This is a genomic window from Streptomyces avicenniae, assembly GCF_000719135.1.
Lineage (GTDB): Bacteria > Actinomycetota > Actinomycetes > Streptomycetales > Streptomycetaceae > Streptomyces > Streptomyces avicenniae.
The window spans coordinates 1-13,475 of the sequence record NZ_JOEK01000013.1 but is presented as its reverse complement, the minus strand read 5'-3'; the positions used below and the strand labels follow the sequence as shown (position 1 = coordinate 13,475).

Annotated in this window: 15 protein-coding genes and 1 pseudogene; 6 read left to right on the top strand and 10 right to left on the bottom strand. The window is 73.8% G+C overall.

The window, feature by feature from the left end; translation table 11 throughout:
- Positions 1–3: 3 nt before the first annotated feature.
- Positions 4–888, bottom strand: coding sequence for an NAD(P)-dependent oxidoreductase (locus tag IF27_RS22110; protein WP_052851461.1), 885 nt, complete (start codon positions 886–888; stop codon positions 4–6).
- A gap of 156 nt (positions 889–1,044) precedes the next feature.
- On the opposite strand from IF27_RS22110, the gene IF27_RS22105 reads away from it, so the two are divergent.
- Positions 1,045–1,374, top strand: coding sequence for a winged helix-turn-helix transcriptional regulator (locus IF27_RS22105; protein WP_052851460.1), 330 nt, complete (start codon positions 1,045–1,047; stop codon positions 1,372–1,374).
- 41 nt (positions 1,375–1,415) lie between these two features.
- On the opposite strand, the gene IF27_RS22100 is transcribed toward IF27_RS22105, so the two are convergent.
- Positions 1,416–1,892, bottom strand: a complete 477-nt coding sequence (locus tag IF27_RS22100; protein WP_223291160.1) for a MarR family winged helix-turn-helix transcriptional regulator — start codon at positions 1,890–1,892, stop codon at positions 1,416–1,418.
- A gap of 59 nt (positions 1,893–1,951) precedes the next feature.
- On the opposite strand from IF27_RS22100, the gene yczE reads away from it, so the two are divergent.
- Positions 1,952–2,554 carry a membrane protein YczE gene (gene yczE, locus IF27_RS22095; protein ID WP_420822041.1) on the top strand — a complete coding sequence of 201 codons (603 nt, stop codon included), beginning with the start codon at positions 1,952–1,954 and terminating at the stop codon, positions 2,552–2,554.
- 63 nt (positions 2,555–2,617) lie between these two features.
- Positions 2,618–3,163 (top strand): NADPH-dependent FMN reductase, encoded by a 546-nt coding sequence (locus IF27_RS22090; RefSeq protein WP_052851457.1) that lies wholly within the window; start codon positions 2,618–2,620, stop codon positions 3,161–3,163.
- 39 nt (positions 3,164–3,202) lie between these two features.
- Here the strand turns inward: IF27_RS22090 and IF27_RS22085 are convergent, their stop codons facing one another.
- Positions 3,203–3,385, bottom strand: a complete 183-nt coding sequence (locus tag IF27_RS22085; RefSeq protein WP_190233071.1) for a hypothetical protein — start codon at positions 3,383–3,385, stop codon at positions 3,203–3,205.
- Between the two features lie 249 nt (positions 3,386–3,634).
- On the opposite strand from IF27_RS22085, the pseudogene IF27_RS31975 reads away from it, so the two are divergent.
- Positions 3,635–4,306, top strand: a pseudogene (locus IF27_RS31975) (phosphatase PAP2 family protein); the annotation flags it as partial.
- Between the two features lie 9 nt (positions 4,307–4,315).
- Here IF27_RS31975 and IF27_RS22080 read toward each other — a convergent pair.
- From IF27_RS22080 to IF27_RS22070, 3 genes are all read right to left on the bottom strand, one after another.
- Positions 4,316–4,999 (bottom strand): response regulator transcription factor, encoded by a 684-nt coding sequence (locus IF27_RS22080; RefSeq protein WP_052851455.1) that lies wholly within the window; start codon positions 4,997–4,999, stop codon positions 4,316–4,318.
- A gap of 7 nt (positions 5,000–5,006) precedes the next feature.
- The gene (locus tag IF27_RS22075) at positions 5,007–6,437 is read right to left on the bottom strand and encodes a sensor histidine kinase (RefSeq protein WP_223291159.1); all 1,431 of its coding nucleotides are present in this window, start codon (positions 6,435–6,437) and stop codon (positions 5,007–5,009) included.
- 78 nt (positions 6,438–6,515) lie between these two features.
- Complete coding sequence (locus IF27_RS22070) at positions 6,516–6,857, bottom strand: DUF5713 family protein (RefSeq protein ID WP_052851615.1); 342 nt, start codon at positions 6,855–6,857, stop codon at positions 6,516–6,518.
- Between the two features lie 171 nt (positions 6,858–7,028).
- Here IF27_RS22070 and IF27_RS22065 point away from each other — a divergent pair, with 171 nt between their 5' ends.
- Positions 7,029–7,463, top strand: coding sequence for a hypothetical protein (locus IF27_RS22065; RefSeq protein WP_052851454.1), 435 nt, complete (start codon positions 7,029–7,031; stop codon positions 7,461–7,463).
- A gap of 61 nt (positions 7,464–7,524) precedes the next feature.
- Here IF27_RS22065 and IF27_RS31635 read toward each other — a convergent pair whose 3' ends face one another.
- Positions 7,525–8,106, bottom strand: a complete 582-nt coding sequence (locus IF27_RS31635; RefSeq protein ID WP_223291158.1) for a hypothetical protein — start codon at positions 8,104–8,106, stop codon at positions 7,525–7,527.
- Positions 8,107–8,196: 90 nt separating this feature from the next.
- Between IF27_RS31635 and IF27_RS31630 the strand changes: the two genes are divergently transcribed.
- Complete coding sequence (locus IF27_RS31630) at positions 8,197–8,517, top strand: hypothetical protein (protein WP_052851453.1); 321 nt, start codon at positions 8,197–8,199, stop codon at positions 8,515–8,517.
- A gap of 144 nt (positions 8,518–8,661) precedes the next feature.
- Here the strand turns inward: IF27_RS31630 and IF27_RS22050 are convergent, their stop codons facing one another.
- The 3 genes from IF27_RS22050 to IF27_RS22040 all read right to left on the bottom strand — a co-directional run.
- A complete protein-coding gene (locus tag IF27_RS22050) occupies positions 8,662–9,099 on the bottom strand; it encodes a macro domain-containing protein (protein ID WP_190233070.1) in 438 nt (145 codons plus the stop codon).
- A 44-nt stretch (positions 9,100–9,143) separates the two neighbouring features.
- Positions 9,144–9,446 carry a DUF6881 domain-containing protein gene (locus IF27_RS22045; protein WP_052851451.1) on the bottom strand — a complete coding sequence of 101 codons (303 nt, stop codon included), beginning with the start codon at positions 9,444–9,446 and terminating at the stop codon, positions 9,144–9,146.
- A gap of 2 nt (positions 9,447–9,448) precedes the next feature.
- Positions 9,449–13,475 (bottom strand): HYD1 signature containing ADP-ribosyltransferase family protein (locus IF27_RS22040; protein WP_052851450.1); only part of this gene is annotated, 4,027 nt, incomplete at its 5' end.

The window sequence follows — 13,475 nt, the reverse complement described above, 5'->3', positions numbered from 1 at the left end:
GCGTCACGCCCTCTGCCTCGGCTTCCTGAGCACCTCGGTCAGGGCGGAGATGCTGTGCTCGCCGTGGCCCGCCGCAGCCGCCCGCCTCACGAGGTCGTGGAGCGGGGCGAGCCAGGCGGTCTCCACCGCCGTGTCCTCGTCGGGGTCCGCGTCGGCGTCCGCGAGGAAGAGGTTCACGGAGGAGGCGGCGTCCGTGTAGTCGCCGCTGTCGATCTCGCGGGCGAAGACGGGCAGCAGGGCCTTGATCATGTCCAGCCACTTCTCCGCGTACCGCACCATGCTCGCCGCCTCCAGCCCGCGGGCCTGGACGGCGGCGGCGCCCTGGAAGAAGCCGACGAGCGCGGGCAGGAGCATGGCGCCCACGGCGCTCTCGTACAGGGCGGCGAGGTCGGTCTCGTCCCCGAGGTGGACGGTGTCGCCGCCCAGCACGCGCAGCGTCGGCGCGTACGCGTCGAAGACGGTCCGGTCGCCGCCGTAGTACAGCAGCGTGTCCGGCGCGCCCACGGCCGAGGGCACGTTCTTGACCGCACCGGCCAGGAACCGGGCGCCGTGGCCGGTGGCCCAGGCGGCGAGGGCGCGGGCACCGGCGGGCGAGCCGCTGTTCAGCGTGACGAGGGCGCGTCCGGCCAGTGCCTCGGCGGCGGGTTCGAGGGCGGAGCGGGTGTCCTGGAACGTGGTCAGGCAGGTGAGGACGAGGGGGCTCGCCTCGACGGCGGCCCGCGGCGTCGGGGCGTGGACGGCGCCTTGGGCGACGAGGGGCGCGGCCTTGGCCGGTGTGCGGTTCCAGACCGTGGTGGGGTGTCCGGCAGCGACGAACGCCTCGGCCAGCGCCCGGCCCATGGAGCCGAGGCCGATGACGGTCACGGGCGTGGGGTCGTGCGTGGGCATGCGGCAACTCCAGGGGAAATGGGGAGGGTCGGGCAGCCGCGTATCGGCGGACAGGTGCGTCCGGGCGGCGCCTGTTCCATCCTGGGTGTGCGCATACTTTTGATCAAGTACCTACAATTCTGTTCGGTACTCACACTTTTGTAAGGATGAATGCCGATGGCCAAGCGCACTTTCATCTGCGGACTCGACGCCGCCATCACCGTCATGGGCGGCAAATGGAAGGGGCTGATCCTCTTCTCGCTCGGCGAGGGGACGCGGCGCTTCGGCGAGTTGCGGCGGGCCGTGCCCGGCATCAGCGAGCGGATGCTGATCCTTCAGCTGAGGGAGATGGAGGCCAGCGGCCTGGTGCATCGCGAGGTGTTCCACCAGGTGCCGCCCAAGGTGGAGTACTCACTGACCGAGTTCGGGGCGTCCCTCAACGCGGCGATGGGGCCGCTCGGCGCGTGGGGCGAGGAGAACATGGCGCGCATCGAGGCGATTCCCTGACGCCTCCCGGCGCGGCGGCGGGCGTGCTCAGGCCGGCGTGCTCAGGCGGGGGCGCCGCCCTCGTCGGTCAGGTGGGTGACGACGGTCTCGCCGATGCCCGCGAACGCGTCGATCTCCTCGGGGGTGAGGAGGTCGATGAAGTGACGGCGGACCGCCTCGACATGCCCGGCGGCGGCCTCCTCCAGCTTGCGCAGCCCCGCGTCGGTGAGGACGACGACGGCGCCGCGTCCGTCGTCCGCGCAGTGCTCGCGGGACACGAGCCCGCGCTGCTGCATGCGCGTGAGGTGGTGGGAGAGGCGGCTGCGGGACCAGAGCATGCGGTCGGCCAGCTCGTTGACGCGGCAGCGCCGCTCCGCGCTCTCGCCGAGGTTCGACAGGACGTCGTAGTCCGGGTCGGACAGGCCGCAGTCGTCGGCGAGTTCGCGGGAGATGCGCGCGTTCAGCAGCAGTGTCATACGGCGGTACGCCTGCCAGGCGCGCTGCTCAGGACCGGTCAGCCAGCGGGGAGAGGACGTCACGGCGCCAGCGTACGCGGATCTGATTGACATGTCACTCATCTCGGCCCTACGGTGCATCGGTGACACGTCAACTATCGCGGGGCGGCGGGATGGGACTGCGGGTGGAGCGGCTGTTCACGGGGCTGGTGCTGTTCGGGGTCAGCGTCGCGATGATGCTGTCGGCCGGGCTCGGCGTGGCGTCCTGGGACGTGCTGCACCAGGGCGTGGCGCGGAGCACGGGCGTGCCGTTCGGGTGGGTGGTCAACGCGATGGGCGTGCTGGTGCTGCTGGCGTGGATACCGCTGCGGGTGCGGCCGGGCGTCGGGACGGTGGCGAACGTGCTGGTGGTCGGGGTCGTCGCGGACGGCGCGCTGGCGTTGCTGCCCGAGCCCGACGCGCTGTCCGTGCGCGTGCCGCTGCTGCTGGGCGGGATCGTGCTGAACGCGGTGGCGACCGGTCTGTACGTCGGTGCCGGGCTCGGTCCGGGGCCACGGGACGGGCTGATGACCGGGCTGGCGGCGCGGGGCGTCTCGCTGCGGGTCGCGCGGACGGGCATCGAGGTCGCGGCGCTGGCGGGCGGCTGGTTGCTGGGCGGCACGGTCGGGGTGGGGACGGTGCTGTTCGCCGGGGCCATCGGGCCGCTGACGCAGCTCTTCCTGCGCCGCCTCGCGGTGCCGTCCTGACCGGCGTGTCCGCCGCGCGATCCGTGTTCCACCGAGGGAAGACCCGAAGGAAAGGGGCCCGCCATGGTCCGCCGTCTGCACGTCATCTCCGCCAGCACCCGTCAGGTCTCGGCCGGGCGGCCCCTGGCCCGCTGGGTCACCGGCCTCGCCGCGACCCGTCCCGGCGTGGCGGCCGAGCTGATCGACCTGCGGGAGGTCGGCCTGCCGCTGCTTGACGAGCCGGAACTGCCGTCCGGGGGACGGTACGTCCACGCGAGCACGCGGGCGTGGAGCGCGACGGTGGACGCGGCCGACGCGTTCGTCCTCGTCATGCCGATGTACAACGGCGGCTACACCGCGCCGCTGAAGAACGCGATCGACCACCTGTACCGCGAGTGGCGTGACAAGCCGGTGGGGCTGGTGAGTTACAGCGCGGGGACGTCGGGCGGCGCTCCCGCGCTGGAGATGGTGCGGCCGGTGCTGGGGCGGGTGGGACTGCGGGTGGTGACGCCGGACATGTCCGTGCCGGGGATCGAGGGCCACCTCGGGCCGGGCGGCCGGTTCCTGGCCACGCCGGAACTCACCGCACGCGTCACCGCCGTCCTCGACGCGGTGACGCAACGCCCCTGAACCGCTCTCCCTCCTCAGACGATTCGGCAGTGCGATGTGTCAGGTCTTCGATCTCCTGCACGTCTCAAGGGCCGTGACGACGAGCACTTCCGCCTCGGCGCCATAGGCCGCGACCGCCTTCAGCCCGTTGAACGCCTTCCGGTACAGGGCACCCTCGCTCGGCTGATTCTCCTCGATCGCGGCGGACAGCGTCTCAACGTGCACGCGATGCCCGTCACACATGGTGAGAGTCTCCGATGGCCAGCCCTTCCGAGGCGCAGCGAACGGAGTGATGTCCAGCGAACCCCGGGACAACGTGACGCCGTGCCCCGTCCGCACACCTCTTCCGGTGTGCGGACGGGACTTCGCGATGCGGAGGTCACGGACGGGCCGTCTCCGGAGAGGTCCGATGTCAACCCCGACGAACGTCGGGGCGGGGCGTTGTCGTTCGGCTCGGGTTCCGGGGGTGTTGCCGCTTCTACGTTCGGCCGCATGGAACGAGAACAGCGAGAGATGCCCTTGGCCCGCAGGTCACTTGCCGCCGCGGCGGTGTCGGTGGCCGCCGTCGGGGTGGTCGTCGGGCTCGCCCCCGGCGGGCTGGGCGAGGACGGTCCGGTGGAGGTCAGGGGCGGGGCCTCGGTGTCCGTCTACCGCTCGGTGACCGGACGGGTGGCGGACGCGCCGTCGTGGCTCGGCGCGCTGCTGGAGGTGGCGTCCGAGGGCACGTTGCTCCTCCTGGGCGCGCTGCTGGTGTGGATGTGGTGGGCCGCTGTCCGCCGCCGTGACGCGCGCGGCGCCGCGGGGACCGTGCTGACCGGCGTCGGCACCCTGGCGGCCTACGCCGTCAGCGAGGCGCTGAAGCTGGTGGTGGACGAGGAGCGGCCGTGCCGCGCGCTGCGCCCGGCGGCCGACGTGATCGCGGAGTGCCCGGCCCCCGGGGACTGGTCGTTCCCCAGCAATCACGCCACCCTGGCCGCCGGGCTGGCGGTCGGGCTGGCGGTGCTGTGGCCGCGCCTTGCCGCCGTCACGCTGCCGCTCGCCGGTGCGGCGGCGCTGCTGCGCGTCCTCGTGGGCGTGCACTACCCGCACGACGTGCTGGCCGGGGCCGTTCTCGGCGGCGCGGCGACGGCGCTCGTGCTGCTCCTGCTCACGCCCCCTGCCGCCCGGACGGTCTCACGGCTGCCCCGGTTCAGGCGGGGCGACGATGCCCGCCTCGTGCGCCATGACGGCGGCGGCGGCCCGGTTGTCCACTCCCAGGCGAGCCAGGATGGAGCTGACATGGGCCTTCACCGTGCCCTCCACCACGCGCAGCCGCCTGGCGATCTGCCCGTTCGACAGCCCGCTGCCGAGGAAGGCCAGCACCTCGCGTTCCCTGGCCGTCAGGGAATCGACCCGCTCACGGGCGGCGGCGCGCCGACCGGCCGCGGCGCCCGCGCCCGTCGCCGCGAGGTGCGCGACGACCCGGGCGGCGACCTTCGGTGACAGGTAGGCGGCGCCCCCGGCCACCGCGCGGACGCCCGCGATCAGTTCCTCCGGCTCGCCCGACTTGATCAGGAAGCCCGCCGCGCCGCCGCCGAGCGCCTGGAGGATGTAGTCGTCCTCCCCGAACGTCGTCAGCATCACGACGCCGGTGCCGGGCGCCGTCCTGCGGATCTCGGCGGCGGCCTCGATGCCGCTCGTCCCCGGCATGCGGATGTCGAGCACGGCCACCGCCGGGCGGTGGCGCAGGACCAGCTCGACGGCCTCGCGCCCGTCACCGGCCTCGGCGACGACGTCGATGTCCGGATCGGTGGCGAGGACGGCGCGCACTCCCGCACGGATCATCGCCTCGTCGTCGGCGACCAGGACCCGGATCACGGGGCGCTCACGGGGTGAGGGCGTCCAGGGACACGAGGGTGCCGTCCCGGAAGCACAGCCGGTAGGCGTCGCCCGAGCGGTCGTCGAAACGGTCGGCCGTCATCGCGTAGTACTCGCACGTCGTGCCCTGCTCCTCCGGTTCGGGGTCCCGTGGTCGGTGGTCCGTCTGGCGCTCCGGCAGCAGCGGCTCCACCTGGTCGCGATCCTGCCCGACCCGCAGGCGGGCCCAGTCGCCCGGCTCCAGGACCGCCCGTGAAGCCGACAGCGTCTGAGACACCATGAGCGCGCCGCTCAGCAACGCGCCTGCCAGCAGGGGCAGTACGACGGTGGCGGCCAGAGCGCGGTGGACGCGGCGACGGGCCCGGCGGTGCTCCGGCGACAGCGGGGCGTCGCCCGGTGGTTCCGGCACGGCGGCGGGCGCGGCGAGCGGTGACGGGAGCGTGTGCGGTATGCGCGCCGTGACCGCGAAGCCGCCGTCGCGCGGACCGTGCGTGAGGGAGCCGCCCGCCAGCCGCACGCGTTCGTCGAGCCCGACGAGACCGTGACCCCCGGTCGGCGGGCGGACGGGCGGCGGGCGGACGGGCGGAGTGCGCCGCGGCGGCGGGCCGTTCTCCACCACGACCTCGGTCTCCCCGCGTGTGTGGGTCACGCGCACGGTCGCCTCCGCGCCGGGCGCGTGCTTGGCGACGTTGGTCAGCGCCTCCTGCACGACGCGGTGCGCGGCCCGTTCGACCACCGGGGGCAGTCCGTCCGCCTCGCCGTCGGTGTGGAGGGCGACGGCGAGTCCCGACGCGGACGCCTCGGCGGTCAGCCGCGCGAGTCCCGGCTCGGACGGCCGCGCCGACGCGTCCCCGGCGTCCTCGCGCAGGACGCCGATCACCTCGCCGAGGCGCTCGACGGCGCCCGCCGCCCTGGCCCTGATGTCCGCCGCCGCCCGCCGGTGCCGCTCGCCGAGGCCGGGCGCGAGCTTCAGGGCACCGGCCGACAGCGCGATCATGCTGAGGTCGTGTCCCAGCACGTCGTGCATGTCCTGGGCGATGCGCGCCCGTTCCCGCAGCCGGGCGCGCTCGGCGACCAGCCGCTGTTCACGCCGCAGCTGCTCGGCGCGCTCCCAGCCCGCGCGGGCCAGCTCCTGGTACTGCCGCCAGAAGCGGCCCGCGAACCACGGGAGCAGTGTCGCGACCACCACGACGGCGACGAACCGGCTGCCCAGCGGCAGCCAGCCGGGGACGACGGACAGCGCCACCACGCCGCCCGAGCCGAGCGCGACCAGTGCGAGCGCCGTCGCCCACGAGCGTCCCGGCGCGCGTCCGGCCAGGAACGCGGCGACGGCGGCGGGGACGGCCCACCACAGGCTCACCATGCCCAGGCCCGCGCAGGTCAGGGCCGCCGCCGTCAGCGCGCCGGCCGTTCCGCGTGCGATCACCGTTTCGTCCACGGAGGCGACGGTACGGAGACCGGCGGTCGCCCGACACTGCCGAAAGTCCAATCCGCGCCCGCCGCGGGCCGGGTGGTGTCACCAGTCGCGGGAGGCGACCAGCGTCTCCATGTCCGCGTCAGGGAAGCCGTACGCCTCGGCGATGAACTGGAAGTCGGCGGATATCTCCTCGCGCGCGACCGTCTCGATCTCGCTGCCCGCCGCCTCGAACTCGGCCTCAAGCCGGTTGAACTCGTCCGTCGCGGCCCGCGTGAGGGCGTAGAGCGCGGCGAGGTCAGCCGGGCGCTCGGCCTCGACACGCTCGCACAGCCGCAGCAGGACGGCCCGCCCCTTGTCCAGCACGTGGTGCGGGAAGTACGGGTCCTCGTAGAGCACTTCCAGGAACGCGTACTGCGTCACCCGCTCGTTCGTGACCGCCATCGTGCCCACCGCCCCCTCGCTCCCCTGCCGACACGACGATCCTGCACCATGCCACTGACAGTGGCCCCTCGCCGGAACCGGTTCCGGGATGCGGTGAAGTACGCCCTCGCCGGGCAAGCGGGAGAGACGGGCGTGGGCCGTACCGCCGCGCCGGGGAGACCGGAGGTTGGGATGGGGCAGTACTTTCGCTATTTCGCCGCCACGCCGGACGAGGCCGCCGCCTGCGTCGTGAACGGCACCGAGAGCACGGGAGTGCCGCAGACCGAGGTGAAGTGGGTCGATCCCGTCGTGCTGCTCGGCGAGCTGTGCGCGCTGGCGCGCGGCCAGGACTTCACCGCGGAGGAAGGTGTCGCGCGGTACGCCGACGACGAGCCGCCTGAGGAGGGCACGGCGCCGCTGCTGCGGCTGCACCGGGAGGACGTCACCGTCCTGTCGTCCCTCAGCGACGAGGCGCTGCTGCCGCTGGCCGCGCGCTGGGCGGCGTCGGACAACTGGGTGATGCCGGAGGACCCGAACGAACTGGCCGACGTGATCGGCGAGTTGCGGACCATCGCCCACGCGGCCACCCGCGAGGGGCACGGGATGTACGCGTCGTTCTCCGTGTGAGGAGTTCGAGCGGGACGAGCAGAACCGGCGGGAAGGGCGCGACGGGCGGGACGGGCCCGGCTCACCCGGGGCCCTGGAAGGCCAGGAAGTCCGCGATCAGCTCCGGCGGGTTGGCGGCCTCCGTCGCCTCGACCTCCCAGCCGGGGCAGTCCATGTCGAACAGGACGACGGGCACCGGCCGCCCGAGCGCCGAGGTGAGCACGCCGTCCGCGTGCAGGCCGCGCGCGAGGTCGGAGCAGACGTCGGCGAAGTGCTCGTGGAGCAGTTCGTGGCGGGGGTCGGAGAGGTCCATGGGGCCCTCCGACCCGTCCCACAGGCCCAGTTCGCGGACCTCCTCCAGGTAGAGCGCGCGGCCCCGCGGGTCGGCCGAGGTGTTCCCGAGGGTCGGGAAGCCTTCGAGGATCCAGTACGCGTAGTTCCAGCGCGCCTCGGCCGGGTCGTCGGGGGGCGTGGTGGCGAGGACGCGGGCGTACTGGCTCTCGGTGTTGTGGCCGACGGTGAGGAACGGGTGGCGGCAGTCCTGGTCCTGGCGCCAGATGTCGAACGAGATCACGTACAGATCCCGCTTGCTCTCCTCCGGCAGCGCGCGGAGGATACGTTCGGTGCCGCTGCGCAGATGGGCGCGGAAGGGTGTCTTCGGCATACGGGTGTTCTACCAGAGGCGAACACGGCGCGTGCCCACGGAACTACCCGTGCGGCAGGCGGACACGGGCCATCTCCCGACAGGAGCACGATGACCACGAGCACCGTCCTGGGGACCTGGCGGGACCGGCGCCGCTTCGCGCGCTGCCAGCGGCGGCTGCACCACGACGCGGGGGCAGGCCGTCCCGTCGAACGCGACGGCCGGGCGCACGTCGAGTACCGCTGCGTGCCGTGCGACGTGCGCTGGGTCCGCCCGGTGGACACCGACATCGACGTCGAGGACGTCGTGCGCGCGGACCTCGGGGACGGCACCGTCTACGGCTGGGTGACGGCTGTCGAGGGCGACCGGATCACGCTGCTGTCCGACGGGACGACGCACACGGCCGACCGCTGGCGCGTCCAGGTCTACTGACCGCGCCGCGCACAAGCGGTCCCGCAGGCAAGGGATTTGTTCACCAGAACGACGAGCAGTTGTCACTTGGCGTCGCATCCGCCTGGCCTCCGCCACTCCAGCGGAGCGGTGACCACCTGGCCGAGGAGGCGTACACCGCGCTGCTCACGGCGCCGCTGCCGGGGCGGGCGGTGGGTCAGGGGGTGTGACGACGGTGAGGGAGACGGCCGCGCCGTCCGCCTCGGCGCGCAGCGCGGCCAGCACCTCGTCCCACGGCAGCCCGCCGAGGCCCGCCGCGACGCGCGGCAGGGCGACGCGGCGGACGGCGTGCGCGTCCGCGTGCGCCACCATGGCGGCGAAGGCGGCGCGCACGTCCGGGAGTTGGGCGGGCGTGCGCCAGTGCTGCTGCGTGCCGAGGTTGTAGATCAGCGGGCCGTCCGGCGCGCGCCAGGGGAAGACGCCACCCGGCGCGAGGCGGCCGGCGCGGCAGCGGGCGCGGTACTCCTCGTACATCCCGGGCCAGCGGTCGCGGAATTCCACGGCGATTCCGCGGCCCATGGCACCGGCGCAGTTGACGCCGTGCGCGAGGGCGTCGGCACGCATGCGCGCCGCCTCGGAGAAAAGGTCACCCGGCCTTTCCTCGACCGTCACGCGGCGCCGCCCGTCGCCCTTTTCCACACCGCGTCGAATTCCTCGCGGTCGATGACGAAGACGGTGAATGCGGAAGGGCCGTTTCCCTCTTCGGCATCGGAGACGTCGGAGACGTCGCCGAACGGGACGTCGGCGAGGAACACCCCGCCGTGCGTGCGCCGCTCGTCCGCCCAGCCCGTACGGCCGCCCCTGAACTCCTCCACCCGGCGCGTCTCCCCGTCGTCCGGGCCGATCTCGCTGTAGATCGCGACCGGCTCGGCGGGGAAACCGTGGTGCCAGTAGAGCTTCCAGTACCGCACCCCTACGTGCTCCTCCCGCTGCGGATGATCCGGTCCACGAGATCGAGTGTATCTTCGTTCGGAATCACGAAGACGTCAGGACGCTCGATGGATTGGAGCACGCGCAGATTCTGCACGTCGATCTCCACGAAATGCGTGAACCGGCGGCCCGCATAAGGAATCCGCAGGAATGCGTAGGACAACTGCCCGAGCGTCCTGCTGCCCGGCAGGATGTCGGTGAGGTACTGGCCGTTGCCGTAGCGCGCGTCCCTCGGATTGAGGCTGAGCAGCGAGGGCCGCATCGACCGGCTCTCCAGGATTCCCCGCAGACCGATCTCGTTCGTGTAGTGGTACAGGCTCCGCAGGTTGGTCAGCGCGCGCACGTTGCAGGCGACGAGCCCGAGGGGGTCGGTCCACGCCGTGGGGTTCGGCACGTAGCCGTAGCAGTCGGGGGCGGCGCTCAGGCCGAGGGGGTCGGGGCTGGTGTACGCGGCGATGTCCGGGTCGTAGTGGCGGTGGACGTTGTGGAACCAGCCCGTCTCCTCGTCCGCGTACTGCCCCGGGAAGCGCAGCGGCACGGGCGGGCGCTCGGCGCCGTCGTACGGCGCGCCCCACAGCGTGCGCCGGGCGCGCCACACGCTGCCGCCCGCGGCGTCCAGCAGCTCGACGGGGGCGCCGACGAGGTCGGTGACGATGGCGAGGAACCGGCCGTCCGTGTCGTCGGCGCCCGCGCGTTCCGTCTGGGCGAGCGGGCTGTCGCCGAGGTGGTCCCAGGTCAGCGTGGCCGGGGCGGCGCCGGTCGTCGTGGTCTGCTCGACCAGGGTGGTGGCGTCCCAGGTGAAGCGGGTCTCCTCGGCGACCGAACCGTCCTGCGCCATACGGCGTTTGGCGGTGCGGCGGCCGAGGGCGTCGTAGGCGTAGCGCCAGGACGTCCCGTCCGGGGTGGTCACGGCGGTGAGCCGGTCCTCGGCGTCCCACGTGTAGGTCCACGTCTCGTCGGGCCCGCTGAGGCGTTTGCGGCGGCGCCTGACGACGCGGCCCGCGGCGTCGTACGTGTAGTGGACGGCCCCGGCGCGCTTCACGCGCGTGCCGTGCAGGGTGACGGGGCGCCACTCGGTGCCCGTGCCGCCGGGCGCGGAGCGGGTGGCGGACAGGAGGCGGTCCGCCGTGCCGTACTGGTAGCCCTCGGCACGGTCGGGGCCCGTGACGGCGGTGACGTGCCCTGCCGGGTCGAGGGTGTACGAGGCCGTGTCGCCGCGCGAGTCGCGCAGGGCGGTGAGGAGTTGGTCGGGGCGGTACTCCTGCTCGCGCCGCCACCGGGAGGCCCCGGGGCCCGTCAGCTCAAGGCCGGTCGGGGCGCCCGCGAGGTCGAGGTCGCGGGCGAGCGTGGCGGACGACGGCAGGTGGCGGCGCGTCTCACGGCCCGCCGCGTCGTGGGCGAACGTGACGACGCGCCCCGCCGTGTCGAGCCGCGCGGGCCGCCCGGCCGCGTCGTAGGTCCAGGCGCTGGTGTGGCCGCTGGGCGTGGTGCGGGTCAGGGGGCGGCCGAGGCGGTCGGAGGTGTGGGTGGAGCGCAGGCCGTCCACCGTCTCGGTCAGCAGGTGGCCGAGCGGGTCGTAGGCGCGGGCGAGGGTGGAGTCGGCGCCCTCGGCGGCGAGCAGGCGGCCCGCCGGGTCGTACGCGTAGGTGACGGTCGCGCCGTCGCAGTCCTTGCTGACGACGCGGCCGAGGCCGTCCCTGCCGTACGTGACGCGCTGGCCCGTCGCGTTGACGCGCGCGGCGAGGCGCCCGGCGGCGTCCGTCTCGTAGGTGACGCGGCGGCCGTCCCAGTCGGTCTGGGAGAGGGGGTGGCCCGCCTGGTCGTAGGCGTAGTCCCAGGTCAGGCCGTGCGGGCCGCGGACGCGGGTCAGGCGCGTCTCCGCGTCGTGCTCGAACTCCCAGCGGGCGCCCTCGGGTTCGGTCAGGGCCTTGATCAGGTCGAAGGGGCCGTAGGTGAAGCGCGTGGTGCGGCCCGTCTCGTCCGTGTGGGCGACGCAGTTGCCCTCGCCGTCCCACTCCCACGTCTGGGCCGCGCCGAGCGGGGACTCCCGGCGGGACAGGAGCCCCTCGGGCGTCCAGGTCAGCCGGGTGACGGCGCCGAGGGGGTCGGTGATCTCGACGGGGCGCCCGAAGGCGTCGCGGCGGAAGCGGGTGACGGCGCCGAGCGGGCCGGTGACCTCGACGGGCAGCCCGGCGGCGTCGCAGCGCACGGTCGTCTCGGCGCCCGCCGCGTCGGTGACGGCGAGGAGGGCGCCGCGCCCGTCGTAGCGGTAGGTGGTGCGCTCGCCGAGCGGGCCGGTCGTCTCCGTGCGGTTGCCGTGCTCGTCGTAGGCGCGGCGCCAGACGGTGCCGTCGGCTTCGGTGAACTCGACGGGCAGGCCGCGGGCGTCGGTGCGGAGGGTGACGCGGTGGCCGTCCGGGCGGGTGACGGACGTCGGGGTGCCGTGGGCGTCGTACGTGTAGGTGGTGGTGTGGCCGAGGGGGTCGGTGTGGGTGAGGAGCCGGTCGTGGCGGTCCCACGTGCGGTGGGTGGTGTGGCCGAGCGGGTCGGTCTCGGCGTGGAGTTGGTAGCAGTCGTCGAACTGGTACGTGGTGGTGTGGCCGAGGGCGTCCGTGAACAGGGTGCGGTGGGCGGCCGGGTCGTAGGCGATGCGGCTGGAGAGGATGCCGTCGGGGCCTGAAGTGGCCGTGCAGCGGCCGGAGTCGTCGTACGTGTACCGGTAGGTGTTGTCGTTGCGGTCGTGCCAGGAGGTGAGGCGGTGGTGGTCGTCGTACGTGAGGGTGAGGGGGGCGCCGGAACTGTTCGTGATCGCGGCGAGGTTGCCCGCGGCGTCGTGGTCGTAGCGCACGAGGAGCGGGCGGCCGGGGGCGCTCAGCAGGTGGAGGGCGGTGACGCGGCGGCCGTCCGTGGTGACGCCGACGTGGTGCCCGCAGTCGTCGGTGAGGTCGGTGGGGGCGCCGTGCGCGTCGTGGCGGACGCGGATCGTGTTGCCGTTGCGGTCGGCCAGCGCGACGAGCGGGAGTTCGCCGCCCCTGCGGCCCGGCACGGGCGCGAACCGCAGGAGGCGGCCGGTGTCGAGGCGGTGGACGGTGAGCGGGGTGGCCGGGTCGCCGTCCCACTCCAGCGGCCAGCGCGGGCCTTCGACGGGGAGGACGGGCTCGCCCGGCAGCGGGCGCGGGTAGTCGAGGACGCGGCCCTCCTCCGTGACGAGCCGCGCGCCGCCGTCGTCCAGGATCAGGCGCTGGTCGAGCGTCGAGGTCCATGACGGGCCGAACCAGCGGCCCTGGCGCATGCCGCTGCGGTGGTGCCGGACGAGGATCAGGGGGAGGACGCCCGGGAGTTCCACGTCGGTGGCGTCCATGACCATCTCGCCGGTGGCCATGTCCACGGGGTCGGTGCGGCAGATCAGGTCGTCGCCGCCCCGGGAGAGGCGGCGGATGGTCTGGCCGAGGCCCCGCAGGCCCTGGGTGATGCCGCGCAGGCCCGTCGTGACGAGGCTGCGGATGCCGCGGACGAGGCCGCCGAGGGTGGTGAGGCCGCGCATGCCGGGGATGCAGTCGAGGGCGGCGAACATCACGTCGAGCAGGGACGCCTCGCCGCGTGCGAACTTGCCCAGCGTGTCGGCGAGGACGACCACGGCGGCGGCCAGGACGATCAGCGCCAGAGGCCCGCCGATGATCAGCGCGATGATGCCGAGGACGGCGACGATGACTTTGCAGATGGCGACGATGGTGTCCCAGGCGTCGGTGAACCAGCGCACGAGGTTCTGCCACCAGCTGCGGTTCTGGATTCCGGCGTCGGACGCCTCGTCGATGTCACGGGCCGCCTCCCGCGCGGCCTCCTCCCGCATCTCCCGTGCCTGCGCGGCGAGTTCGCGGGCGGCGTCCAGGTTGCCCCGGGCCTCGTCCACGCGGCCCTGCGCCGCGGCCTGGGCCTCGTCGGCGGCCTGACGGTCACGGGTCGCCGCCCGTACCGCCTCCTCGTCCGGCGGCGGCGCGCTCGCCCGCTCA